Consider the following 24,412-nt stretch of genomic DNA (forward strand, 5'->3'; position numbering starts at 1 on the left):
CTGGCCTTGCATTACCAATGCTTTTTAATCGCTTTTACGAGTCGTTCATCATGAAGTGTCCCTGTGCAGTTTTTTTTGCAGCCATGTTTGTCACTGCTTTCCCTGCTCTGACAAAATGTTTGGCGGATGGTCCTGCTGATAATCAAGTCGCATCCGTACGACCCATTCCACCGCCCGGTATGGCGATCACTCAAGCGGAACGAGACTCATTACAAGCGGACTTATCGCAGTTGAAAGCCAAGCTGACGGAGTTACGCAAGCTGGGTAATCGGCCCCTGATCGAAGCTTACGGGCCTGATGTTGAGATCTTTGTCAAAGCCGTTGAGATAGCTTTAAACGAAGACGGCTTTTACGAGTCTCGCGATTTAGACCGTGCCAAAATGTTGCTGAGCGAAGGGCTGTATCGAGCGAACGAGCTCGCCGAAGGCAACCATCCTTGGACCGCTTTAACACAAAACAGTATGACGGTCCGAGGCTTTCGATCGAACCTAGACGGTTCGATCCAACCGTACGGCATTGTCATGGGGAATAATTTGCAAAGTTCTCGATCGAAACAAGTGGAAGCCAGTCAAGATAAGTTGCTTCGAGCCGACGTGTGGTGTCGTGGCCGCAGTGAGAAGGGGTTGGAACTGCAGTTCCTGGCAACTCGCATGACCAACGCTGAGCCGGTGCCTGAGCCTGGCGTGATGATGATTCATCCGTTTGGTAGGTACTGCAATGCGAACAAGCTGGCAGGCGAAGTCGATACACTGGAGGTTATTGATCATGCAATGCGGCAATACCCCATTGATCCACAACGGATTGCCATTCGCGGTTTCTCCATGGGGGGGGCTGCCGCTTGGCATTTGGCGGTTCATTATCCGGATCGATGGTTCGCTGCGAATCCTGGAGCGGGCTTTTCTGAAACGCCCGAATTCCTGCGGGTCTTTCAAACAGAAGATTTAAAGCCAGCGTGGTACGAGCAAAAATTGTGGCAGATGTATGACTGTCCGCACTGGGTTCGTAACTTGCGAATGCTGCCAACGGTTGCCTACAGCGGCGAGATTGATCGTCAGAAGCAAGCAGCCGATGTAATGGCCGCTGCGAGCTGGAACTTGCCCGAAGACGAGCGCTTTGAGCTAACGCATGTCATCGCACCCAACGTCGCGCACAAATTTGATCCGACTGCGAGAGTGGAAGTCGAGCGTCGTTTGGCCGCCGCGGATGCAGCCGGTGCAAATCGGGGCTTTCAAAGTAAACTGACCTTTACCACCAGTACATTGAAGTACAACTCAGCTCATTGGTTGACGCTCAACGGCCTGGGGGAACACTGGTCGCCAGCGACGGTTCGAGCGGAAGTGAATTCGGATCAGACTTGGTTGAAGCTAGCTGCTAGCAACGTGACCGATTTAACGATTGACATTCCGGCAGATCAAGTGCCCTTTACGCTTAGAACGCTCTATGTCTTCAATGAAGACAGCACAGAAGGCTTCACTGCTTGGTATCCACCCCATCATGGTACCAATGGTCTAACAAAGTTCTCGCCCCTCCCTCGTTCGGATGGTTCGTGGGGAGTTCGTTTGCGTCGAGTCGGCGACGCGTGGGAACAAGTATCACCAATCGAGGTCGTGTCGAGCGAGCTTGCCAAGCGGCACAATTTGCAAGGGCCAATCGATGATGCACTCATGACGCCATTCCTTTTCGTTAAACCAAGTATGGCCGGCGCACATCCCGAAGTCGACCGCTGGGTGGATTCGGAAATGCAACGCGCGGTGAAGCAGTGGCATCTTCAAATGCGTGGCGATGTGAGGGTGAAAGCATCCGAAGACCTGAAACCCGAGGATATCGCCAATTACAATTTGATCTTGTGGGGAGATCCACAAAGCAACCCTACGTTGGGCAAGATCGCCGACCAACTGCCGATCAAGTGGCAAGCTGACCAGATCTTGGTGGGAGACCGTAAGTTTGCTTCAAAGTCACACGCACCGGTGATGATTTATCCCAATCCACTGAATCCGCGTCGCTACGTGGTGCTCAATAGCAGTTTTACTTATCGCGAGTACGACTATTTGAACAACGCCAGGCAAGTCCCGAAACTACCGGATTGGGCCATTGTCGACTTGACGGTTGCTCCCGACAGCAAGTGGCCCGGCCGAATTGCTGATGCCGACTTTTTCGATGAGAAATGGAACTTGAAACCAGCGGCTCAACTGGAGTAGGTTTTCAACGGCTATTTCCATGGAAAAGTAGCGATGATTTGCGATCCTTTAGCGGCGAAGGAGCAATCTTTGTCCGTATTTTGAAATTATCGGTGGCTGTCACGAGGTCGTTTTCGGTTAGAATGAAAGGACGTTTTGTGGCTATCGGATAGCCCTTAAGCTGCTTCTTTTCATTATTCCGAACCCATGTTCCAAAGACTACTGTGCTTGCCGCTGTTGTGCGTCGCGTTTCAAGTCGCAAAGGCTCAATCTGTTGACTTCAACCGCGATATCCGCCCAATCTTGAATCTGCATTGTGTTGCTTGTCATGGTGGAGTGAAACAGGCGGGCGACGTGAGCTTTGTGTACCGTGATCAAGCGATTGCGACCATCGAACCGGGTAGCCCAGAGGATTCCTATCTTCTGGAGCGAGTCACCACGCCGGATGAAGAAGAACGCATGCCGCCGCCTGAGCATGGCCGCCGCTTGAACGAAAAAGAGATCGCTCTGATCACCCAATGGATCGAAGCAGGAGCGGAGTGGGGCGAGCATTGGGCTTTCGTACGTCCTCAAAAATCACAACCTCCGCAGATCGAAAATGACCAGTGGAGCCGCACTCGGATCGATCCGTTCATCTTGGAGCAATTGCGGCTAGCGAAGCTTTCGCCTGCGAAAGAAGCGACCGCAGAGCAATGGCTGCGACGTGTGACAATCGACTTGATTGGCGTTCCCCCAACCTTGGATGAGCGAACTGAGTTCCTTGCCGATATTCAGCAAGACAAAGAGGCGGCTTATGCAGTAGTCGTCGATCGGCTGCTAGCTTCAAAACATTTTGGCGAACGCTGGGCCAGCATGTGGTTGGATGCGGTTCGATACGCTGACTCTCGTGGCTTGGGGCAAGATGGTCGACGCGATATGTGGAAATACCGCGACTGGGTCATCAAAGCATTTAACGAGGACATGCCATACGACGAATTTACCGTCAAGCAATTAGCTGGAGATCTGTTGCCTGACCCATCCTTGGATGATTTAGTCGCAACGGCCTGCCATCGATTGACGCAGACCAATGAAGAAGGAGGTACCGATGATGAACAGTTTCGTGTCGAAGCGGTATTGGATCGAGTGAACACGACTTGGCAGACATGGCAAGGTCTCACGTTCGGTTGCGTACAATGCCATTCGCATCCTTATGATCCAATTCAACACGACGAGTACTATAAATCGGTCGCGTTCTTCAATAACACGGACGATTGGGATCTGACCGATGATGCGCCGTTCATTCGCGTCCCGATTGACGAGAAAGATTATCCCGCGGCGACTGAACTGACCAAGCAATTGGAGCAATGGAATCGCGAGGATTGGGCTTCGTCCCAACCGCTCCTGAGAGACAACAGCAAATGGAAACCGCTGCAAGGCATTGCCGTCAACTCGTCCAATTCGACCAAGTATGTGGTAGCACAAACCGATGGCGTTGATGAGTTTAGAACCGAGGGAACCGTCGCTCGCGATACCAAATTGACCGTGACGGCGGCGGTGCCTGCTGGAGTTAGCACATTGACGGCCGTTCGATTTACCGGCTTACCACAAGACATTGAGAAAGCACTTCTGGATTCCGAAGTAGGTTTTGTGATTTCTTACTTTGAAGGGCTATTGTTGCCTGAGGAAGGGGAGCCGATCGCTTTGCAGTTCGCTTATGTGATTGGCGACGAGTTGTCCCCGCCGATGGATCCTCAATCAAGCTTAAATGCTCGATCGCAAAGTGGCTTTGGGGCATTTGCGAGAATGAACCATCCACGCAGTGCCGCTTTCGTTTTGGCTCAACCGGTCGTCGTTCCCGAGCACGCGAGGTTGGAAATTTCTATCAGCCAGAACGTGTTTGATTTGGATTCGTTTCCTCTGGTGGCCAATCGTGGTCGAATCGACATCAGTGACGATACGCAGTTTACTCAGTGGTGGGAATCATCGGAACGAGTCGATCGACACGCAAAAATCAAAGAACTAAAAGAACGCTTTCGACAGATCAAAACAGTTACGCTTCCCGTCATGCGCCAGCGACCTACCGACCTAGCGAGACCGACTGCAGTTTTCGATCGCGGGGATTTTCTGGCGAAATCGGATTTGGTGCAACCGAACACTCCTCAATTTATGCCACCGTTGAAGTGCGATACGACGCCGAGTCGATTGGATTTTGCCAAATGGATCGGCAGTGCGGAAAATCCACTGACTGCGAGGGTGGCAGTAAATCGTTTTTGGGCACAATTGTTTGGCGTCGGCTTGGTGGAAACTCAAGAGGACTTTGGTTCCTCAGGTGAGACGCCTAGCCATCCGATGTTATTGGACGATCTTTCGGCGCGGTTTGCCGAGGAGATGCGTTGGAGTGTCAAATCGTTGCTGCGAGAGTTGGTATTGAGTGCGACTTATCGCCAATCGTCGTATGCATCGCAGGAACTGTTAGAGATCGATGCAAGCAATCGCTTGCTCGCGCGAGGACCACGCGTTCGTTTGCCCGCGGAGACCGTTCGCGACCAAGCTCTCGCTATTTCGGGGTTGCTAAGCGAACGAATGTATGGAACGCCAAGCCATCCGCCACTACCTGAAGGTGTGTGGCAACCTTTCCAGGGCGGTGAACCTTGGAAGACACCTCCCAAAGGTGATCCCGATCGCTATCGCCGCACGATATACAGTTACACCAAACGTTCGATTCCGCTGCCGGTGATGGCCTCCTTTGATGCGCCGTCCCGTGAGTTTTGCTCGTCGCGCCGACTTCGTTCCAACACACCGTTGCAGGCGCTGATGACTTTAAACGACACGACGTTCGTCGAAGCTTCGGAAGCACTAGCGAGTCGCATGCTAAGCAGCGCGACTGAATTGAGCCAACAGATCAAGATTGGATTCATCATGGCCACGTGCCGCGAGCCGTCGGAGTTGGAATTGCAAGAGTTGATGAAGCTACATCAACTTGGATCAAGTGCTAACGTAGATGATGTAACGCAGTCGGAAGCCACTGCTGCTGCCGCGAAAGCTCAACAACAAACAGCGATGGAGTCGGTGGCTATAGTGCTGCTGAATCTCGACGAAATTTTCACGAATTAAGACTAGGATTGCTACCCATGTTTCAAACATTGCAACAACGAATTCAGTACGAAGCACTCCAGTATCAAACACGGCGGCATTTTTTATCGGGATGCACGACCGCTCTGGGCTCGATCTGGCTTGCCTCGCAATCTTCGCTGGGAAAAGAAGCCGGTCATACGCCAAGCTTACCAGCGGGAACGACCGGGTTGCATATTCCTGCGAAAGTGAAACGCGTCATCTTCCTGCATATGCTAGGAGCCCCCAGCCAGTTGGAATTGTTCGACTACAGACCCGTGCTGGAGAAGTACAACGGCCAAGAGTGTCCGCAATCGTACTTGGACGGCGAACGGTTTGCTTTTATCAAAGGCGTTCCTCGCATGCTGGGACCGCAATACCCTTTCAAGCAGTATGGGGAAAGCGGAGCATGGGTCTCTGACCGTTTGCCTCATTTCAGTGAAGTGGTCGACAAAGTGTGTTTCATTAAGACACTGCAAACCGACCAATTCAACCATGGACCTGCGGAGTTGATGGTGCATTGTGGACAAGCTCGCATTGGCTATCCCAGTATTGGATCGTGGGTGACTTGGGGACTTGGCACTGAGAATGAAGACCTACCTGGTTACATAGTACTGCTCTCGGGTGGACGCCCCCCCCGCGTCGGTAATGCGCTCAACAGCAGCGGCTTCTTGCCCTCAGTTTACCAAGGCGTTCAATGTCGTTCCAAAGGCGACCCAGTACTGAATGTCGCGAATCCCGCGGGCGTCAGCGCTAATGATCGTCGAGCGGCACTGGACACCTTGAAACGATTGAATCAGATCAATTACGATTCGTTTGGCGATCCCGAAACGCTCACTCGGATTTCGCAGTACGAGATGGCCTTCCGAATGCAGACGGCAGTGCCCGAGGCGATGGATATCAACCAAGAACCAGAGTCGATTCATGAGCTGTATGGTACCAAGCCTGGCGAGACGAGCTTTGCGAACAATTGCTTGTTGGCACGTCGATTAGCCGAGCGCGGCGTGCGGTACATCCAGTTATTCGACTGGGGCTGGGACTCGCACGGAGCAGACAAGAACGAAGCGTTGAACTTAGGCTTTAAAGATAAATGCGCCGAGATCGACAAGCCGATGGCCGCCTTGGTTAAAGATCTGGATCAACGCGGGATGTTGGAAGACACGTTAGTCATTTGGGGCGGAGAGTTTGGCCGCACGAGTATGGCCGAGAATCGCGGTGGAACAACCATGCGAAATATCGGACGAGATCATAACCCGCACGCGTTCACCTTCTGGATGGCGGGGGCAGGTGTGAAGCCCGGCTTTACCTTCGGCGAGACCGATGAGATGGGGTACAAGCCTGCCGAGAATCCCGTGCAGTTGCGTGACTTTCATGCGACGCTCTTGCACTTGCTGGGCATTGACCATCACAAGCATTCGTTCCCTTACCAAGGACTGAATCAGCGACTGACTGGAGTGAAACCAGCCAAGGTGATCACGGATATTTTGGTTTAGGATGGCTTTGATTGGTCGTTTTTCGTAGGCTCCGTCAAGCTGCTTTGCTATGCGGTTTGAAGTCTGGGACGCTGAGGTTGAACAGTCCGAAGATTTCCTTTTGGCTTAGCTTAAGATCTCGCGGAGTGCCAGCTTGGGAAAACAGTTCGTTGAAAAGTTCGCGCTTGGCTTCGAGTACTGCGTGAATGCGTTGCTCGATGGTGTTTAAGGTCAGCATGCGAGTCACAGTTACGTGGCTCTTGACGCCGAGGCGGTGAGCTCTATTAATCGCTTGATCTTCGACTGCTGGGTTCCACCAGCGATCAAACAAGAAAACGTAGTGGCAGAATTGCAGATTCAAGCCGACTGCGCCTGCGCCATAGCTCATTAGGATAACTGATTTGGATGGATCCGATTTGAATTGATCGATCACCTTGTCGCGATGTTTGGATGGGATGCGACCGTGATATTCCAGCGGCCCGAATCGCATAATTTTGGATTTAATGCGGTCGAGTGTGTCGACCCACTGACTGAAGACGATAGCTTTCTGACCGCTTGCGACAACTTCTTCCAAGTCGGCTTCCAGGCGCTCCAGTTTGCTGCTGGAACCAGTTTGGGGATCGAAATTGCAGATCTGCTTGAGGCGGAGTACCAATTCGAAGACGTGCTGGATGGTTAGTTCTTCCTTCATGTCCGCGAGTTGGACGACGCCTTCATCTTCCGCGATTTTGTAGCTGGCCCATTGGTCGGAGGTGAGATCGAGCTCCGCGTCGCGATACATTTTGGGAGGCATTTCCGTGAGCACTTTATCTTTCGTGCGTCGCAGAATGTAGTCGGCGGTGGCTTTGCCAAGGCTCTTCAAGTGCATGTCGTCTCGCAGGTAGCCTGGCGCAAGGAACTCGAAGATACTGACGAGGTCTTCGATGGAGTTCTCGATGGGGGTGCCGGTCAATGCCCAAGAGCGTTGGCGTGGAATTGCCCGAACAATCTCGCTGGTTGAGCTGTTACGATTCTTGATGCGTTGAGCTTCATCAAGCACGACGAGGTCGAATTCCATGTTGCCTTCATCTAGCAGATGATGGTCACGCATCAACAGTTCGTAGTTCGCGATTCGAACAGGAGCGGTTGGGTGTTGCCAGCCCAGCGACCGTTTCGCTTGGTCACCCTCGATTACGGCGACTGGAATTTCAGGAGCCCATTGCGTGAACTCACGGACCCAGTTGGTAACTAAAGGCTTAGGGCAGATCAGCAGTACACGGTTGATTTCGCCAGCGAGCAGTAGCATGCGAATCGTAGTGATCGCTTGCATGGTTTTGCCTAGGCCCATTTCGTCTGCCAGGATCGCGGCAGCGCGAGGGAAGAGGAATGCGATGCCTTCCATTTGGTAGGGGAAGGGCTGGAATGGGAAGGTTAGCTTTGCGGTGGCTACGATCGATTCCAGCGGCGGTTGCAGCACATAGAACAATCGGTCTTCGAGGCGTACTAAGTCGCCGGGAGGGCGCATGCGGGTTAAATTTGATGCTGTTTTGGGAGCGATCGGAACACGAGGTTGCACCGGGTTGGAACTAGGGGTGCTGGCGGCCTCTGACGCGATAGCCGCATCATGTCCTGGACCGCTGGAGGCTTGTGCAGACGAATTGGGGGGGGCGTTGTTCGGAGCATGCTGCTGCTCTGCGTGTGCGGCATTGCCTGGGCAGGAGTTTGCGGAGGGAGTGTTGGAGGACTCTTTACTCGGCTCAGTTTTGTTCGATGAACGCCATGAGGAAGCTGCCGCGAATTGGAAGCTCACGCATTTCGGCAATTGAGAACTAATGGCAATGGGAAGCACTCGCAAGGTTCCGTGATGGAGCCAGTGCGACAATTCGTTGACTTCGACTTCGTAGCTTGACTCGACAGCCACTGCGTTCACGATCACCGGTTGGTTCGAAGACAGTGGTTCTTGCGGCGAGAGGGACTGGTTATCCATAAGGTGCTCGCGATCGATGAGGAGTACTTAGGCCGCTTTGCTGACGGGATTGGCTTCACGGAGGGCTTCGACGATTCGCAAGAAGGGTTCGTGCAAATTGAATTGTGGTGAGCAAGACTGCCAAATATTCTGCAGTGTTGATATGTCTTTTTGGAACTCGCACAAAACGGCTAGACGAGAATCGCCGAGTTCAAATCGTTGGGTGGCTGGGGACAACGAACTGGTAGGCTTGTTTAGGACGATTGCATTGCTCGTTGTGTTGGAAGCGAGTTTTGCTTGGTCAGCGTCCTCGAGCACACAGGCCATTGGTATGGAGCATACTTGGCGCAAAGGTAAAGCTGCGAGGAGATCGGTGAAGATCAGTTTGGGGGCATTGCGAATCTTGCTGACAATCGCGTACGAAATTTGCTCGCCGACTAAGAAGTCGTTCAGCGTATCGCCGTAAAGAATGGTCTGTGCTCGTGAAGGTTTGATAGGTAATGAGCAATGGAATTCGACAGGTCGACCGAGTGCATTGATAGTAAGTAGCCCGCCAAAGAATCCGACCGAATCGATGTGTCGAACCGATAAAAAGGCGAAGCAATCTTGCGTTTTCTCTTGGCTCATAGCTGTGCAAAGTGGATGAAGTAGCCCGGGATACACGTGTCTTCGGTCCAAAGGTGTGTTGGGATTGATAGGATTTGCCGGTGGTAGCGAATATGCCCCCTCTAGCCCACTTCGCGCAGATGGCCTATTTTCCACAACCCTCGACGGGCTAGTTAGTTTGACTATACTGGCGTAATCATTTGAAGCCGCGATAAACATTCGTAAGACAAAAGGATACTCCCGTGGGGCACGATTCTTCTCAGTTTTCTCCGATGTTCAGCATTGACGTTGCGGCTCAACCATCCAGCGGGGGGGCTCAAACCACCGATGTGAATTTGGCGATGGTCGCAATTTTGCGTCAAATGCTGCAGAGCCAAGAGCGTCAGAACAAATTGTTGGAGCAGATTGTGGCCGCTAATCAAGCGGCACAGAAGCAACGCAACCAAGAGTTACAGCAATGGAGAGACGCCAATCCATATTTGGCAAAGTCGTGTCGTCGCGCCGCTGAATCGTTATCTCGTGTGCAGTCCGCATTCCTTGAGCAGATCACTTCACAGATTGAAGAGAGCGAAGAGGACTTGATGGACGGCGAGTTTGTGTTGAGCGAGTTCGTGGATCGATATGGTCCAAGGTTAGCTCACTTAAATGGCGTATTGCAAGTGCTTGCCCAGTTGAGCAGCACGAATGCGACTCCCGTACAGCAATAGTTGACGCGATGATTTGGCCCAACGTAAGCTGTTACTTTTGTTTGTTAGTTGTGTTCGCGCAGCCGGCTGATTGGTCTGAGCTGATTTTTGCGGCCGAGCGAGTGGTCATAGACGACCAACCATTGGTGAAAGTGCAACTGGAGCGTGCTTTGGAGGCGGCTCAAGTGCTGGTGGGTCGACAGCCAGATTCAGCGAATGCTTACATCGATCGAGGAATGGCTTATTTTTCTCGAGGGCAGATTGTTGAATCGGTAGCTGATTTTGATAAAGCCATTGAATTGAACAAGGGCATTGAGCCGCAATTGTGGCAACGTGGAATCGCTTTATATTACCTTGGTCGATTTGCTGAGGCGGCCGCACAATTCAAAGTTCACCACGACGTCAATCCGGACGATGTGGAGAATTCTGCTTGGTATTTTTTATGTTTGGCTAAAGCCGAGGGTCTGCAAGCTGCGGAGCAAACGGTAATACCGTCGCGAGGAGATGCGAGGGCTCCGATGATGGATGTGTTGGCTATGTACAAGGGTGAGTTGACGGCCGAGCAACTTGCGACCAAGGTCGAGGCCAGAGATGCCACGACCAAATTCTATGCATATTTGTATATCGGTCTTTACCAGGAAGCTCACGGTCGGTTGGAATCTGCCGAGGGATACGTGGTAAAGGCAGTCGAGCAAGACCGCGGCGGCTACATGCTTCGAGTTGCGAAGATCGACTTAGCGATACGTCGTTCGAAGTGAGTTTTTGTAGGCGACCGCCTCGAGTCAACTTCAGGGTCTGCGAATTGATTTCAGGCGGGTATTCGCAGGTCAGTTGTTCGCGGTTGCGGTTGCGGATGCAGCGGCAGCATTGTCCGCTGCGATTTGAGCAGCGGTGCGTCGGCGGCGTCGAGTTTTGATATTTGCCCATTCTTTAGTCATAGCTTCGAAGACTTCGGGCGATTCGTATCGGACGATGTTCTTGCCTTCGGGAATGGGTCCGATTAAGCCGCGGAAGACGGGCATGCCGCGTAAATCGAGATCGGTGCTACTATCCTCGATACCGATTTGGTTATGCATCGCGATGAGGGGTTCAGCGGAGTGGAAATCGCGAATCTTCAGACTACCGTTTTCTGCACGCGTCACGATGCGAAAAGTGTCTTTTTTTGCCATGGATGAAGTTCCTATACGTTTTGGGGGGTCGATTCCCGTACGTTGGAAGATGGGGAATCGTCGACGGTGTTCAGAGATTGGCAAGCAAAGTTCACTCAAAAATTGTGAGTGAGGCCGGTTTGGAGCGGGCTTACCGTTTAGTCATCATTCGGATTTAGCCAGCACTTCCCTTCGCCAAATTGCTCCATGTCGTTACAACAGCGCCCTTCCCGCCTCCTTGCCTGACCGTCCCATCCCCAATAGGTGTCAGGCACGAATTGCATCTCCGATAGGTGCCAGGCACCTATTGTGTTGGTGAACGGGGGCTGGTACAATTTCGATCACAAGGAGACTCAACATGCCCAGACCACCTCGCGCTGAAACGTTCGAACCTAACGAAATCGCTATCGTTCATTGTGTTCAACGATGTGTCTAGCCCCGATAGGTGCCAGGCACCTATTGTGTTGGTGAACGAGGGCTGGTACAATTTCGATCACAAGGAGACTCAACATGCCCAGACCACCTCGCGCTGAAACGTTCGAACCTAACGAAATCGCTATCGTTCATTGTGTTCAACGATGTGTCCGACGCGCTTTTCTCGCCGGATTTGATGCCACCAGCGGGATTAACTACGACTTTCGACGCGAATGGATTCGCCGGAGACTCGAATTGCTTGCCAGCGTCTTTGGCGTCGATGTTTTGACCTATGCCATACTTTCTAACCATCTACACGTGGTTACCAGAACGCGGCCCGACGTCGTCGCCGCTTGGCCTGACCGCGAAGTCGCCATCCGTTGGCTGCGCGTCTTCCCCGGCAGAAGGCTTGACGAACAACTCGCTGAGCCCACTTCCAACGATGTCGACACCCTAGTCAACGACAAGAAACGCTTGGCCGAAATTCGCTTGCGATTATCGGATTTGTCTTGGTTTATGAAGGCGCTTTGCGAACCTATTGCAAGGATGGCCAACAAGTTCGACCAGTGCACAGGCCATTTCTGGGAAGGTCGCTTCAAAGCACAGAGGATCGCTGACGAAGCGGGCTTGCTGGCTTGCAGCATGTATGTCGATCTCAATCCTGTTCGTGCAGCAATTGCTCAAGGGCCTGAAGAAGCTTTGCATACTTCTGCCTACGATCGACTCAAAGCGATGCAGGGCGAGCATATCGAATCAGCGGCGGCAGACTTGGCGGTCATTGAGCATGAGGAGGCCGGACGCCAGATTCGTCAAACACCGGTGGCGGAGTTGAAGGCCCAGCGGGCTCAGAAGCATAGGGGGCTGAGCGGTCGGCGGATTCTACGTGATGGTTGGCTGGCTCCGTTAACAATCGATGGTCGCCAGGAGTTGGGTGCCAACGTGAGTAAGTCTGGTGTGCGAGCCAGCGATAAGGGCTTTTTATCGTTGAAGCTAGCGGACTATCTTTCGCTTTTGAAGTGGACTGCCAAGCAGGGGCGGGCTGATTGTCGGGAGGAGTTGCCCAAGGATCTGCGGTCGATGCTGCAAAACTTAGGGATTGACGCTTCAATGTGGTGCGATTTGGTGTGGAACTTCAAGCGTTATTTTGGCAAGAGTGCTGGTCGTCCGCAGAGCATGCAGCAGGAGGCCCAGCGTAGCGGTCGAGCTTGGCGTCGTGGCCAGCGATTGGCGGCGAGCTGTTTCGTCGGCGGTTAACGCCTGGTATTGCAAGCGGACTACCAAACTGCGACAGCCGCCGAAAAAATGACAGCCGCTGCAGAAGAGCTCCACAGGGTAAAACTCAGCAAATCCTAGACGCCAATGGAAGTGAGCGTCTGTGACGGTGTGTTGCGGACGGTGTGTTGCCATGCACCTATTGGGAGCATCACGCGGCCATTTCCCAGCTTGCAACCTGCATAGAACCTCCGCTGCTCGCGCCAGCAAACGCCGCCACCTTGCTAGCAAATCCCCAGCCAAGATCGGCCACTCGCTCCGGAAGGTGCCTGGCACCTATTTTCTTCATCCCCAGCCAAGGTCAGCATAAAAGGTGCCTGGCACCGATTGAGTCGATTGAGTCGCACTAGACGGGATTGGCTGGGCTGCTAAGTTGAGAAACTCGCGCCGCTGAAAACGGCTACCGAGTGCAATTTCCCAAACCAAATGCCACCCGCTCTTCCAATTACGAAAGGATCTGACCTATGTTGCACCTACAAAGCGAAACGGATTCGCGGTGGTTGACACAGGTCGACTCCAATCTCGAAGCAATCTTGATCGATCATGCTCACTGTGAACACAAAGCTGCCGCGACGGCGATGAGCCTGCTGGGCAGCTACATTTGTGATGCGGAACTGACGAAGGATATGACTGAAATCATCGAAGAGGAATTGGAACACTTCCATTTGGTGCTCGATTTGCTCAATCGTCGCAACATCCAGTTCAAGCTGCAACAACCGGGCAGCTATGGCCGCTTGCTGAACAATTTAGTGCGTCCGAACGAACCCCAGCGTGCCGTCGATCGCTTGCTGATTGCCGGTCTGATCGAAGCTCGCTCCTGCGAGAGATTTCGTATGCTGGCCGACCATGTCCAAGACTCTGAGTTGTCTGAGTTCTACCGCAGCTTGTTTGAGTCTGAGGCTCGTCACCATTCAACTTACACTCGTTTGGCGCGGAAGTATCAACCGTTAGATTTAGTGAACCAGCGACTCGAGGAGTTGGCTGCGAAAGAAGCAGAAATCATTTCAGCCGGCTGTGAACTGCCGCGCATGCATTCATAGACTACTTGGGCAAAGGTACCTCACGATGCAAACGAACCTGGAATTCTTGGACCAACGTCAATGGCTAATCCGAATCGGACATGATTTTTGGAATCGTGGTTGGTCTCGTGGAACGAGCAGCAATTTCAGTTGCATAGTCAATCGATCTCCGACGCAGTTGTTGATCACCGCTAGCGGCAAAGACAAAGGGGCACTCACGCAAGAGGACTTTGCCGTCGTCGACGAAACTGGAAACGGAATCGATTCTGAACAACCAAAATCCAGTGCGGAAACGCTGTTGCATACATGGGCCGCAACGCATTGCGGTGCAGGTGCGGTCCTCCACACTCACAGCGTTTGGTCAACCATTCTTAGTATGAAGTTCCAGAACCAAGGTGGCATTTGGTTGGAAGGCTACGAAATGCTCAAAGGTATCGAAGGCATTGCCACCCATGAATCGCGAATTTGGCTTCCTATTTTCGCAAACTCGCAGAACATGACCGCGTTGCAGAACCAAGTCGAGCGTCATTGGCAAGACCAAGATCATCAGCATGTCCCCGGCTATCTGATTGCCGGTCATGGCATGTACGCTTGGGGAGCGGATATTCCGTCCGCCGTTCGGCACGTGGAAGTATTTGAGTTTCTGCTGGAGTGCACCGCTCGCACGATGATGATGCGTTAGCGAGAAGTCTGACTTTCTAAACGGGATTGGCCTCGACGCTGCTCACAGTTTTCTGTATTGACGAGCCCAGGGAATTGTTCTGCCAAGGTTGCCAAAGGACCGGTCCAAAATGAAAATCAACTTGCGCTCTGTGCTGAGTTCGTCGCGCCAAATGGCCTGGCTCACCAGTTCCATCTGCTTGGTGGCAGCGGGTTGCGCTGGCGGTCCCTACGATGCCGGCTATGGATACGCTCCTAATGGTTATCCTTATGGCTACCCAAACCAGCAACCCAATGGCCAGTTCATTCCACAGCCCGGGGCGGTCGCTACGCCTAATGGACTTGCGCCGCCCAATGTGACCATCCCACAAGGCTCTGTGTTGCCGCCTGGTAGCGTTCTGCCACCTGGCAGCGTGCTGCCTCAGGGAACCTATGCACCGCCAGCGAGTGGCACCGTTCTGCCCCAAGGCGTCTCGGCCCCGCCTTCTAGCCAGGGCTTACCCTTCGGATATCCAATCGGGACCGATTTGTCGACGGTTGCGCCAGGTTTGCCTGCTGCCGGAGCCGCTCCCACCATCGCCACCCCCGTTGCAACCAGCCCCCAGTTCGCTTCGCCCCAGCCGACAGCTTACACTGCGGGAGTTCCGCTGAATCAGCTTTACCACACCAAGCCTGTGTTTAATCTCCGTTAAACCAAGGTTTGCTCCCGTAATAAATACCGTCTAAACGCTACTGGATGAATTGCATTAGCGCAGGCATAATGACGCCACCTTATGCCGCTGTTGAATTCCTCCTGTAGTCGCTCATGTTTCTTAGCGATCATGTGCGATGTACAGTTGATTCAACAAGGCTGCCGATAGCCGTTTCGTGTGTTTAGTGATTGGAAGGTTGTTTTTATCCCGTGCGAGTACTACTTAGTGAAAAACAGTTGCAAGCGGGCGTTGCTGAATTAGCGGCGAAACTGCAGAACGACTACCAAGACCAACCGATTACTATCATTGCGATCATGACCGGATCGTTGATCTTTCTGGCCGACCTTATTCGGCACCTCGATATGCCAATAAGGATCAGTTTGATCCAGGCCAGTTCCTATCGCGGAGGAACCAGCAGTGGCGATCTCCATATCTCGCAATCGATGATGTTAGATATCGCAGGACGTGACTGCCTGCTGGTTGATGACATTTTCGACACCGGCAAGACGATACAAGAAGTTGGGGCCTGCTTGCAATTATTGAATCCAGCGTCGCTACGGTCAGCAGTGCTGCTGCACAAAGTGGGGCAAAGCAAGGTTGACATGCTGCCGGATTATATAGCCTTCTCGATCCCTAACGAGTTTGTCGTTGGTTATGGCTTGGATTATGAAGACCACTATCGCAATCTTCCATACGTTGGGGTGATGGAAGAAAGTGATCTCGCTGGATAATCGTTTTCTATGTCGCAGCTCCTGATTGCTTGTCGACATTTCTGGCCGGTATGTAACGAGGCCGCGTATCGGCTTGCCTGCCTCGCTCGGTTCCTGCAGCAGCAAAGGCTAAAACCTGAGATTGTCACCACACGCTGGCATTCTCGCTGGCCTGCCACTTCTGAATTTGCAGAGGTTCCGCTAACGCGCATCTTGCCAGCGGCGACGTCTCCCTGGAGCGAAGGATTCTTTATCCGCAACTTGTGGAATTGGATTGAACGAAGTTCGGATCACTTCCAAGCTTGCTATTTCGATTCGTTGAACCTGGTTGCAAATGCCAAACTGAGCAGCGCGCTCAAACAGAAACGTTTCATCATACGGTTTGATGCGCACAACCCTCTGGATCGCGATGCCATTGCCAAACCATCTGGGACGATGCAATGGATGGGGGGAGCTGGTATTGCGAAATTCTTAGTATCCAACGCTCAAGATCATCGGACGCTAGTCGGAGCGGGCATCGATCCCAATTTTGTGTTGCGGGTTGAGCCGACGGTCGAATTGCTGCCAAGTGGGCAGCCAGTCTCACCGATGGCCACGCGTGCCATTTTGAAAAGCTTAAGCTTGGACTTTGTAGTCCCGCCAGACATGCCGCTGGTAATCGCATTGTTCACCGGCGAAGACTACGATGCAGAGAATCAAGTCTTGCGAATGTTTGCCCACGAATTTGAACGCGACAAACCCTTTCGCGCTTGGGTGTTTGGGGCCAACGATTTGGTGCGTCGTCATTACAGCTTTCTGCGCGATCGCAGCTTGCATCACGACATCCTGCTGCACAGCCCTTTCGACGATTTCCATTTACTCATGAATGCAGCGGATCTGGTGGTTTGTCCTCCGAACCGTACAGGCAGGGCGTTCTACTATCCGCAGGCGATAGCGACGGGCACGCCGACTCTTTATTCTTGTGGGAACGATCCAAGCATCCAATCGGCGGCATCAGGCTCATTTGGCGAATACTTGGCAACGATCTATGCGGACGATGCTTCTTTACCGGATCGATTTGCTCAGTTCCTGAACAATCCAGATTCCTTTCGTCAAAGTGCGATTAGAATTCAGAAATCTTTCGCTTGGAATTCGATCATCCAGAAGTCCGCTGAAACGTGGCAGCGATTGATTTCAGACACATAGATTTGCTATATTGAACTGTTTGCCTTTACCCATCTCAAGCGAAATTCCATGGATGATTCTCAACCGACGCGGCCAGTGAGTACCGCTGGGAAGGACATGCTGCGTCGCGGGCCAATTCCAATTGCATGGATCATTCCGACCTTGGATCAAGGTGGGGCGGAAAAGCAATTGGTCACGTTAGCGACTCGTATTGACCGGGTTAGGTTTTCGCCGCACGTCATCACGCTGACCAGAACGGGCCCTTATCTCAGGGAACTCCAGGCGGCTCAGGTGCCCGTCTTTGAAGTTGCTAAACGAGTGAAGTTCGATCCGTTTGCATTCCATCGACTAGGAAAAATACTCGAACAGATCCAGCCGGAGATTGTGCATACCTGGATCTTTGCCGCCAATGCGTATGGTCGATACATGGCGCTGCGAAAGTCGGTGCCCGTCATCATTGCAGGTGAACGCTGTGTTGATCCTTGGAAACGCGGTTGGCAACTCTTGATCGACCGTTACCTGGCGAACAAGACCAAACGCATACTAACCAATAGCAGTGGCATTCAGGCGTTTTATGCTTCCAAGGGGATCGATGCGGGGTATTTTACGGTAATCCCCAACGGAATCTCAGCTCAGGCGGCTTCGACCATTCCACGCGCCGAAGCACTCGCTCGCTTGGGGCTGCCTTCCGAGGCTCGCGTTGTCGGTTCCGTCGGGCGATTGTGGCCGCAGAAAGGGTATAAAGATTTGATATGGGCCGCTGGCATGCTGAATGTTGTACGTCCAAACTATCATTATGTGATACTAGGCGACGGGCCACAATTGCCTCTGCTTGAGCAGTTCCGTGATTCAACGGGGTCGGCAGGGTTCGTCCATTTTGCAGGCCATCGAGCGGATGCCGCAGATTTGCTACCTCACTTTGATATGCTTTGGAATGGCAGTTTATACGAAGGCCAGTCCAATTCGATCTTAGAGGCCATGCGAGCAGGAGTCCCTGTTTTTGCGACGGATATACCAGGCAACCGTGACTTGATTGAATCGATGCAAAGCGGAATCTTGTATCCGGTTGGCAGCGTCGATCAATTGTTGCGGATGGTCACGCGCGTGATCGAGGAGTCCGACTTGCGTGCCAGCCTAATCGCCAATGCACAACGTCGGGTAATAGAATGCTTCAGCGTCGATCAGATGGTTACCGCCCACGAAAAGTACTATCATGAAGCTTTAGAAAACTCGGATCGCTATCGTAGCAAGTAGCACCACACGAAACCAGTCAAGTGGATATGAACACCAACCGTCGCCAATTTTTGCAATCGATGAAGTCCCTTAGCTTGGGTGCATCGTTTTGTTCTGGCCTGTCGGCCTTGTCGATCTTTGCTGGATGTACCAAGTCAAGCGATGGACAATCGCTGAACTCGGATCTTGTTTTTGGACGACTGGGATTAAGTGATGGCCGATTTCAAAAGCCACGCGCTATAACGATCGATCCTCAGAATTTAATCTACGTTGCCGATAAGACAGGCCGCATTCAAGTCTTCAACACCAAGGGCGAGTTCTTGCGGGGTTGGCGCACGCCGGAGATAGCCAATGGAAAACCGACTGGCTTAAGCGTTGACAATAATGGCCATCTGATGGTAGCTGACACTCATTACTTTCGCATTCTCTTTTACACTTCGACTGGCGAACTAATTCCCGAGAAGACATTGGGAGGATCGTTCGGCCCAAACGCAGGACAGATGGCGTTTGTTACCGACTGTGTTCAACGTCCTGACGGGGTTTACTATGTTTCCGAATATGGTGCTTTTGATCGAATTCAAAAGTACTCGCCCGATGGCGAGTTTTTGCGTTGGTTTGGTGAGCATGGTGACGCTCAGCAGCAGTTTTCGCGTCCACAGAATCTGGCTTTGGATGAAGAAGGCTTGCTCTGGATCGCCGACTCATGCAATCATCGTATTCAAGTCTATGATTGGCGGGACGAGCAACCGAGGTTCGTAATGGGCTTTGGACAAAATGGCACGCAACCGGGCGAGTTTCGTTACCCTTACGGTATTTGGCTGGGTATGGATTGCGTCTACGTTGCCGAGTATGGAGGGCACCGCATCCAGAAATTGTCGCGAGACGGCGAGTTTATTACAAGCTGGGGAAGCCCTGGAGCTGCGGTGGGGCAACTGAATGCCCCGTGGTCGATCGTACTAGATTCGCAAGGGCTTTTGTACGCTGTGGACAGTGGGAACAACCGCATCCAACGGTTTTCAGTCTCGACGCATTCTGCATAATGACAATCCGGTGGTCACCGGTTATCCTATGCCCTTCCATTCCTCAAGCACTCAAACGGAATAGTTATGGCGGTTAAGACTCAATCTCACATGCGTTTCAGCCAATTGGATACGATTACAGAAATCGTACCTGGCAAATTCATTCGCGCGGAACGCAAAGTGGTCGCGGGGGAAGATTTCTTACGTGATCACTTTCCTCTGTTTGCCGTGCTGCCGGGCGTATTGATGTTGGAGTCGTTGTATCAGGCCTCTTGCTGGCTGATCGGTGAGTCGACGAACTACGCTTGCAGTATCCTGCATTTGGCGGAAGCCAAGAACGTGAAGTTCGCGGATTTCGTGGGGCCGGACGAAGTATTGCAGATCGAGTGTGAACTCATGAAGCAGGAAGGCGATCGGTTCTCGCTGAAGTGCCAGGGGACCAAGGGTGGTTCGACCGCTGTTTCGGCGCGTTTGGTCGTGGTGGCCTCGCAAAGTGACTATGGTGGCGATGAACAACGCAACCATGACCGTTTTATCGCTGCCGCGCGCCGTGAGCAATTCCAAGCTATGTTTGCTGCCAATGGGCAATGAGCGACGAGGTTCCAATTCAAACCGCTCAATCCATCTCCGGGAGGGAAGGGGCAGCTTAAAAACTATGTTCTACGGCCAGTATGCTTCATGGCTCAGGTCATCCAGCTTGGCGAACTTTGACTCCTTACGCGCGGCCTCTTCCAGCAGTCGATCACCGGTTGCTTGATATACAGCATCGGCGCTATAGAGCTTAAGGAACACGCCGCGCGACGCGACGTCAACCGCTTGATTTGCGTCCAAGTCCTGATTCAGAATCGCCAGAATCAAATCCGGCGGAAGCCTGCTTTTCGAGTACGTGGTGTTCTGTCCTTTGATACGAAACGTGAGCTCTTCGCCTTTATCCTCAATGAAGCTAATCACGTCGTTTTCCACGCTCAGGGCAACGCCCGAACGAAGCGACTTGATGCTGGTCTGAAAACTGCTCACGCCAAACTGATAGAGTTGCCCGGTACGGTCGATGGCGTTTCGTAGGTCAATCAGCGAAGCATTGTTGGTTTGCACCGCCAGCAAATCAGGAATCTTTTTCTCGAACGCTTCGAAATCTTTTGACGCAATGCTGGACCGAATTTCGGCCACCAAACGGTCCCAAGTCGCCTTGTCGAATTCGGTTTGCATGACTTCCATGGGTTTGGCCGGTGTGTTGGCCTGGTTCATGGCACCATTGTCCTTCATCCCATTGTTTGCGTCCATTTCAGTCGGGCTGTCGCTGAAAAAAGACTCGGTCCCACCGCCCAGTCGCTCGCCCAGTCTCGCGTCAAAGCCTGGCAGCTCGAAAGCGTTCCTGGTAGGTCGTGGCGACGCATCGCCGGGTGCATCTGCGGCAGCCATGTCACTGGCCTCTTGAGTGGTCGTAGTTTGCGATGCAGAGGAAATGGGCTGTGTCACCTGTGCGGTTCGACTGGATTTGCCCCTATTCATGAATTGATAGGCAGCCGTGCCCAGCAGCCCAATGGAGACCAGCGTCAACCCGCCCAGCGTCAATGAATTTTGGATCGCTCGTTTGCGGCGAATACGCTGTTGGATGCTGGCTGCCGAACGCGGCGCATCGGTCCTGGCGGCAAGATTGGTTTGGCTCAACGATACACTGCTAGAGTTTGGCTTGCGAAGCTGCGTGGATGTTCCTTGCTTAAGCAATTCAATTTCCTGCAGTCGCGATTCAACCGATTCGATTTCTGGTAATGGCGGCGCGGAGTTCAAGTAAGCTCGCATCGAAAATTCTTCATTGGGATCGCCCGCCGGCAGAAGCTCAGCGAGTGGATCGATCACTTCGGGGATAATCGGTGGGAGGCTGGCCGTCGGTCTGGTAGCCACTTCAGGTGGAACATGGGCGAGTGATTTCGTGGACTTGGGTGCATCGGTTTGTACCGGGACTGCGTTGGCCAAACGCTGTTTGAGCTGTCGATCGTAAGCAGTCTTTTTCTCGACGCTCATCAACACGGAATTGCACTGCGTCAGAATCTTCTTCACGGAATCGACTGCTTCGGGGGCCTGATTCTTGGCGGCGCTGCGCAGTTTGCTGACCGCTTTCTGCAAGGCCTCTTTAATAGCCGTGGGATCGGAGGTAAACGCCGGAATTCCTAGCAAAGAATAGTAGTTCAGTTCGCTGTCATCCAAGGTCAGCCCAAGGACCTGACAGACTGTTTCATTCACATTTGCCATAGAAAGTCGCCTATTGTAACCGCGCTAGTTTGCGAACAAGTTCTTTTTGCAGCGCCAGAATATCATCACCAAAATGCTGCTGGAACATCGTGATACGGCGTTTTGGGTCGGTCGGTGCAAAAGGTTGTTCCTGCCCGATTTCCTTCATGTAAGCTGCAAATTCTTTCGAGCGGGATTTGATCAGAAAATAGGTTAAAGCCCAGCTTTGTGCGTAAGCCAGGTTCACTGTCGCCCCATCAGTAAACAGGGCATCATCTTGAACCAGCGGCGTAATCCAATCGCGCGCTTGAAGATCGCTGCTCAAACTCTTTAAAGCGATCAGTTGATATTGATTGACGTTTCCAATCCCGCTCCAACCTCGTGAGGAGTTGAGGTCGGGTGATTCAAAGTACATGGCGATGCCTTCACTGAGCCAAAGTGGATTATCCGCCAAACGAACTTGCAGCCCGCTGTTGTACGCAAGTTGGTGCACACTTTCGTGAACAATGGTCGCGACGGTGCGTTCCCAACCAGGTTTGGAGCGGATGATGTTTAATAAAGTACTCTTGCCAACATTTTGGACGCCGGGCATCTGCTGCGATTCGGTCAAATCGTAAGAAACGGTTTGATTGGTGTGCAGGTGGTAGTAACCGATCATGGAGTTCGCGGCGTCCAAGCGATCACGTTCGGCTTGCATCAAGTATCCATTCTTGTTCGAAAACACGTTGACCACTAACGGGAATTCAGGCTCTTGCAGTTCGATTCCCAACCCCTTCCAGTAGCTGTAGAAACCTCGATAGAGTCGTTCGTACATGCCGATAATCCACTGGGCGTAAGCTGGGGAGCCGCGATAGAGCACGACATAGTGGTCGGACGTTAAAGCCTTGATTTCGGACTGTGCGGGCGCGAGCTGCTTGGCCAAATCTTGTACGCTCAACGGTTGGAATGGCTCGGAGGTTTGGTTCGCACTGGCGACTTCCGTCCACGTAACCCACTTCAAGGCCCCTTGGGGATTTTGGATCAGGCAACCTGAGTCGCGGTCGATGGCCAGTACGCGACCGCTGACTTCGCGTGGGTGGCTATCACTGGTCTTGCCGCCGGCATCGCTTGCAGATTTCAATACGAGGGTCGTAAGAGCTTTATTCGTCCAATCGCCGGTGTCGATCTCTTGAGCCAGCAGGCCCGTGGGCAGCGCACAAGCAAACGAAGCTAACCCAAAAGCGGCAGTGATCCAATCTTTGCCGAGTCTCCACATCGTTAAAAATCCTATCACAATGGCTGCTTGGGGGAATTTCTGCCAGGGAACTCTCTGGCCGAGCCGACCGCTTCGTCTCTTCTTCTACTATAGCACAAATCGCCGCAGGACCATAAAGCTTAGCCCACTGCCCAGCAAGCACAGCATGACTAACAATCCCGACTCCCGGTAGCGAACCGCGTAATGCAGCAGGTCAAAAATCCGCATCGACAACGTCGTCACGCCCGGTGGAAGCACTAGTAAATAGCAGCTTAGCTCACCGACAGCGACTGCACCGGCCACCAGGGCAGCCACCATCGCCGGTTTATAAATTCCCGGAAAAATACCTCGCATCCAAAGCGATCGCCAATTTTGAAAATCGACCTTCCAAGCATCGCCGTAGCGAGATTTCAACGCCAGCCAACTGGGCCACAGGACTAATAATGTTACGGGCACTAATCGGAACTGCAGACAAAAAACGCAAACGGCCAACGTATCACTGTAGATAAAACTCAGCCACGGTCCCTCGCGATTGAATAGATAGGTCGCGAGCCGATTGATAATTGGCCCTGGCAGGGACATCGCGACAAATGCGGCTAACGCGATAGCCGCACCGACCATGGGGACTCGGTAATGTTTGGCATAATCGGCTACAACCATGAGCATCGCCGACAAAGCGATCGCCGTTGCAGTTGCCCACAACGAAAGTTCGATCGTCCAGCCAAACTCCTCTCGAAACTCAATGGGCGAACTTAGGATGCTGGTCAAAGATCTAGTGAAATCAAACGACCAGGAACGCGCTGATTCGCCTGCTTTCAAAGCGTAACCACTTTTGTAGATCAAATTCCAGGCAGGCATTGCGACAAAGATGACCAATAGGAATGCCGCCAAAACGCCCGAGAGCATGCGTTGCGTGGGCTGCGGACTGGCGAATTGCCACCATGAGGCCGCGCCACTTTGAGATCGCCGCAGCACCGGCCAGCTTTTCCGTATCGCGACCATAGCCAGCGACGCTAACACAAAACAGTAGATGATGCTGATCGTCGTGACTTGTTCATGCGGCAAGCCCAGTAGCGAATTCAAGTAAACTTTTTCGGTTAACGTTTCGACTTGATACAAGTTCGAAATCACCATATCGCTGTGAATTAAAAGCATGCAAGCGGTCCAAAGGAAGCAGATCCAGGGCAGAAGCAACGGCAGCAGGATCCGAGTGACCGTTCGAAGCCAGCCGCGTTCCAGCAGCGATTGCTCCAGCAATTGGCGTCCAAGTCGATGGACGGCGATCGTCAACGCCAAAACTGCCAGCGGCATTTTGGCAACCGCATGAATCCACGCAACCGCGAAGATGGATTTCCATTCCGAGCCCGCAACGTCCACCGGGCTGATCGACCACCACGGGCCTGCCGTGCCGCTGCTGCTCCACGCGCCAGCCAGAGCGTACGTTGGAACCAGTAGAAAAGCGGAACTGGCGTAGATCAGAGAGCGTCCCAAGCGGCCGCCTACGATCAAGCTGGCGGTGACGAAAAGCAGCGCGGCCCCGACAGCCCAACTTGCGCCCAACCCGCCAACTAGCAGCGAGTTGCGAATTAAAACCACTTCATAAGATAGCTCGGCCATAGGATGCGTAATTGGCAGAAAAAGG

The 24,412-nt window shown here is 52.7% G+C and carries 20 protein-coding genes; 14 read left to right on the forward strand and 6 right to left on the reverse strand.

From position 1 onward, the window contains the following. Positions 1–50: 50 nt before the first annotated feature. The 3 genes from SH302x_RS22495 to SH302x_RS22505 all read left to right on the forward strand — a co-directional run bounded on the left by SH302x_RS22495 (position 51) and on the right by SH302x_RS22505 (position 6,760). A complete protein-coding gene (locus tag SH302x_RS22495; RefSeq protein ID WP_479365009.1) occupies positions 51–2,198 on the forward strand; it encodes an alpha/beta hydrolase family protein in 2,148 nt (715 codons plus the stop codon). A gap of 186 nt (positions 2,199–2,384) precedes the next feature. After that, a complete protein-coding gene (locus SH302x_RS22500) occupies positions 2,385–5,270 on the forward strand; it encodes a PSD1 and planctomycete cytochrome C domain-containing protein (protein ID WP_479365011.1) in 2,886 nt (961 codons plus the stop codon). A gap of 17 nt (positions 5,271–5,287) precedes the next feature. Further along, entirely contained in the window at positions 5,288–6,760 is a 1,473-nt protein-coding gene (locus SH302x_RS22505; protein WP_479365012.1) for a DUF1501 domain-containing protein, read from the forward strand. 34 nt (positions 6,761–6,794) lie between these two features. On the opposite strand, the gene SH302x_RS22510 is transcribed toward SH302x_RS22505, so the two are convergent. Then, entirely contained in the window at positions 6,795–8,705 is a 1,911-nt protein-coding gene (locus SH302x_RS22510) for a DEAD/DEAH box helicase (RefSeq protein WP_479365013.1), read from the reverse strand. Positions 8,706–8,732: 27 nt separating this feature from the next. After that, positions 8,733–9,311: a hypothetical protein gene (locus SH302x_RS22515; protein WP_479365015.1), complete on the reverse strand. Its 579-nt coding sequence runs from the start codon at positions 9,309–9,311 to the stop codon at positions 8,733–8,735. 251 nt (positions 9,312–9,562) lie between these two features. Here SH302x_RS22515 and SH302x_RS22520 point away from each other — a divergent pair, with 251 nt between their 5' ends. Both SH302x_RS22520 and SH302x_RS22525 read left to right on the forward strand, forming a co-directional pair. Then, positions 9,563–9,997, forward strand: a complete 435-nt coding sequence (locus SH302x_RS22520) for a hypothetical protein (RefSeq protein ID WP_479365016.1) — start codon at positions 9,563–9,565, stop codon at positions 9,995–9,997. Between the two features lie 8 nt (positions 9,998–10,005). Beyond that, positions 10,006–10,734 (forward strand): tetratricopeptide repeat protein, encoded by a 729-nt coding sequence (locus SH302x_RS22525; protein WP_479365017.1) that lies wholly within the window; start codon positions 10,006–10,008, stop codon positions 10,732–10,734. 69 nt (positions 10,735–10,803) lie between these two features. Here SH302x_RS22525 and SH302x_RS22530 read toward each other — a convergent pair whose 3' ends face one another. Then, on the reverse strand, positions 10,804–11,145 hold the full coding sequence (locus SH302x_RS22530) for a hypothetical protein (protein WP_479365019.1): 342 nt from the start codon (positions 11,143–11,145) through the stop codon (positions 10,804–10,806). A gap of 489 nt (positions 11,146–11,634) precedes the next feature. Between SH302x_RS22530 and SH302x_RS22535 the strand changes: the two genes are divergently transcribed. The 9 genes from SH302x_RS22535 (at position 11,635) to SH302x_RS22575 (ending at position 19,898) form a co-directional block, all read left to right on the forward strand. Next, complete coding sequence (locus tag SH302x_RS22535) at positions 11,635–12,792, forward strand: transposase (protein WP_479365020.1); 1,158 nt, start codon at positions 11,635–11,637, stop codon at positions 12,790–12,792. Between the two features lie 482 nt (positions 12,793–13,274). Further along, a complete protein-coding gene (locus SH302x_RS22540; protein WP_479365022.1) occupies positions 13,275–13,850 on the forward strand; it encodes a MiaE family protein in 576 nt (191 codons plus the stop codon). Between the two features lie 25 nt (positions 13,851–13,875). Next, on the forward strand, positions 13,876–14,511 hold the full coding sequence (gene mtnB / locus SH302x_RS22545) for a methylthioribulose 1-phosphate dehydratase (protein WP_479365024.1): 636 nt from the start codon (positions 13,876–13,878) through the stop codon (positions 14,509–14,511). Positions 14,512–14,620: 109 nt separating this feature from the next. Next, positions 14,621–15,181 carry a hypothetical protein gene (locus SH302x_RS22550; RefSeq protein ID WP_479365025.1) on the forward strand — a complete coding sequence of 187 codons (561 nt, stop codon included), beginning with the start codon at positions 14,621–14,623 and terminating at the stop codon, positions 15,179–15,181. 209 nt (positions 15,182–15,390) lie between these two features. Next, positions 15,391–15,912, forward strand: a complete 522-nt coding sequence (gene hpt, locus SH302x_RS22555; RefSeq protein WP_479365027.1) for a hypoxanthine phosphoribosyltransferase — start codon at positions 15,391–15,393, stop codon at positions 15,910–15,912. Positions 15,913–15,921: 9 nt separating this feature from the next. After that, positions 15,922–17,076, forward strand: a complete 1,155-nt coding sequence (locus SH302x_RS22560; RefSeq protein ID WP_479365028.1) for a hypothetical protein — start codon at positions 15,922–15,924, stop codon at positions 17,074–17,076. Positions 17,077–17,124: 48 nt separating this feature from the next. Then, complete coding sequence (locus tag SH302x_RS22565; protein ID WP_479365029.1) at positions 17,125–18,309, forward strand: glycosyltransferase; 1,185 nt, start codon at positions 17,125–17,127, stop codon at positions 18,307–18,309. 26 nt (positions 18,310–18,335) lie between these two features. Next, positions 18,336–19,328, forward strand: coding sequence for an NHL repeat-containing protein (locus SH302x_RS22570; RefSeq protein WP_479365030.1), 993 nt, complete (start codon positions 18,336–18,338; stop codon positions 19,326–19,328). A gap of 66 nt (positions 19,329–19,394) precedes the next feature. Continuing rightward, the gene (locus tag SH302x_RS22575; RefSeq protein WP_479365031.1) at positions 19,395–19,898 is read left to right on the forward strand and encodes an ApeI family dehydratase; all 504 of its coding nucleotides are present in this window, start codon (positions 19,395–19,397) and stop codon (positions 19,896–19,898) included. A gap of 69 nt (positions 19,899–19,967) precedes the next feature. Here the strand turns inward: SH302x_RS22575 and SH302x_RS22580 are convergent, their stop codons facing one another. The 3 genes from SH302x_RS22580 to SH302x_RS22590 all read right to left on the reverse strand — a co-directional run bounded on the left by SH302x_RS22580 (position 19,968) and on the right by SH302x_RS22590 (position 24,387). Next, positions 19,968–21,557, reverse strand: a complete 1,590-nt coding sequence (locus SH302x_RS22580) for a hypothetical protein (protein WP_479365033.1) — start codon at positions 21,555–21,557, stop codon at positions 19,968–19,970. A gap of 10 nt (positions 21,558–21,567) precedes the next feature. Beyond that, positions 21,568–22,791, reverse strand: coding sequence for a DUF1570 domain-containing protein (locus SH302x_RS22585; RefSeq protein WP_479365035.1), 1,224 nt, complete (start codon positions 22,789–22,791; stop codon positions 21,568–21,570). A gap of 87 nt (positions 22,792–22,878) precedes the next feature. After that, entirely contained in the window at positions 22,879–24,387 is a 1,509-nt protein-coding gene (locus SH302x_RS22590) for an ABC transporter permease family protein (protein WP_479365036.1), read from the reverse strand. Positions 24,388–24,412 lie beyond the last annotated feature (25 nt).

Source organism: Njordella calcicola (assembly GCF_056494125.1).

Excerpts from the sequence above, each read along its gene's own strand:
- SH302x_RS22570 (WP_479365030.1), top strand. The coding sequence starts at position 18,336 with ATGAACACCAACCGTCGCCAATTTTTGCAATCGATGAAGTCCCTTAGC.
- SH302x_RS22515 (WP_479365015.1), bottom strand. The coding sequence starts at position 9,311 with ATGAGCCAAGAGAAAACGCAAGATTGCTTCGCCTTTTTATCGGTTCGA.
- SH302x_RS22525 (WP_479365017.1), top strand. The coding sequence starts at position 10,006 with ATGATTTGGCCCAACGTAAGCTGTTACTTTTGTTTGTTAGTTGTGTTC.
- SH302x_RS22520 (WP_479365016.1), top strand. The coding sequence starts at position 9,563 with ATGTTCAGCATTGACGTTGCGGCTCAACCATCCAGCGGGGGGGCTCAA.
- mtnB (WP_479365024.1), top strand. The coding sequence starts at position 13,876 with ATGCAAACGAACCTGGAATTCTTGGACCAACGTCAATGGCTAATCCGA.
- SH302x_RS22500 (WP_479365011.1), top strand. The coding sequence starts at position 2,385 with ATGTTCCAAAGACTACTGTGCTTGCCGCTGTTGTGCGTCGCGTTTCAA.
- SH302x_RS22565 (WP_479365029.1), top strand. The coding sequence starts at position 17,125 with ATGGATGATTCTCAACCGACGCGGCCAGTGAGTACCGCTGGGAAGGAC.
- SH302x_RS22510 (WP_479365013.1), bottom strand. The coding sequence starts at position 8,705 with ATGGATAACCAGTCCCTCTCGCCGCAAGAACCACTGTCTTCGAACCAA.
- SH302x_RS22585 (WP_479365035.1), bottom strand. The coding sequence starts at position 22,791 with ATGTGGAGACTCGGCAAAGATTGGATCACTGCCGCTTTTGGGTTAGCT.
- SH302x_RS22505 (WP_479365012.1), top strand. The coding sequence starts at position 5,288 with ATGTTTCAAACATTGCAACAACGAATTCAGTACGAAGCACTCCAGTAT.
- SH302x_RS22580 (WP_479365033.1), bottom strand. The coding sequence starts at position 21,557 with ATGGCAAATGTGAATGAAACAGTCTGTCAGGTCCTTGGGCTGACCTTG.
- SH302x_RS22530 (WP_479365019.1), bottom strand. The coding sequence starts at position 11,145 with ATGGCAAAAAAAGACACTTTTCGCATCGTGACGCGTGCAGAAAACGGT.
- SH302x_RS22495 (WP_479365009.1), top strand. The coding sequence starts at position 51 with ATGAAGTGTCCCTGTGCAGTTTTTTTTGCAGCCATGTTTGTCACTGCT.
- SH302x_RS22550 (WP_479365025.1), top strand. The coding sequence starts at position 14,621 with ATGAAAATCAACTTGCGCTCTGTGCTGAGTTCGTCGCGCCAAATGGCC.
- SH302x_RS22575 (WP_479365031.1), top strand. The coding sequence starts at position 19,395 with ATGGCGGTTAAGACTCAATCTCACATGCGTTTCAGCCAATTGGATACG.
- SH302x_RS22560 (WP_479365028.1), top strand. The coding sequence starts at position 15,922 with ATGTCGCAGCTCCTGATTGCTTGTCGACATTTCTGGCCGGTATGTAAC.
- SH302x_RS22540 (WP_479365022.1), top strand. The coding sequence starts at position 13,275 with ATGTTGCACCTACAAAGCGAAACGGATTCGCGGTGGTTGACACAGGTC.
- SH302x_RS22590 (WP_479365036.1), bottom strand. The coding sequence starts at position 24,387 with ATGGCCGAGCTATCTTATGAAGTGGTTTTAATTCGCAACTCGCTGCTA.
- SH302x_RS22535 (WP_479365020.1), top strand. The coding sequence starts at position 11,635 with ATGCCCAGACCACCTCGCGCTGAAACGTTCGAACCTAACGAAATCGCT.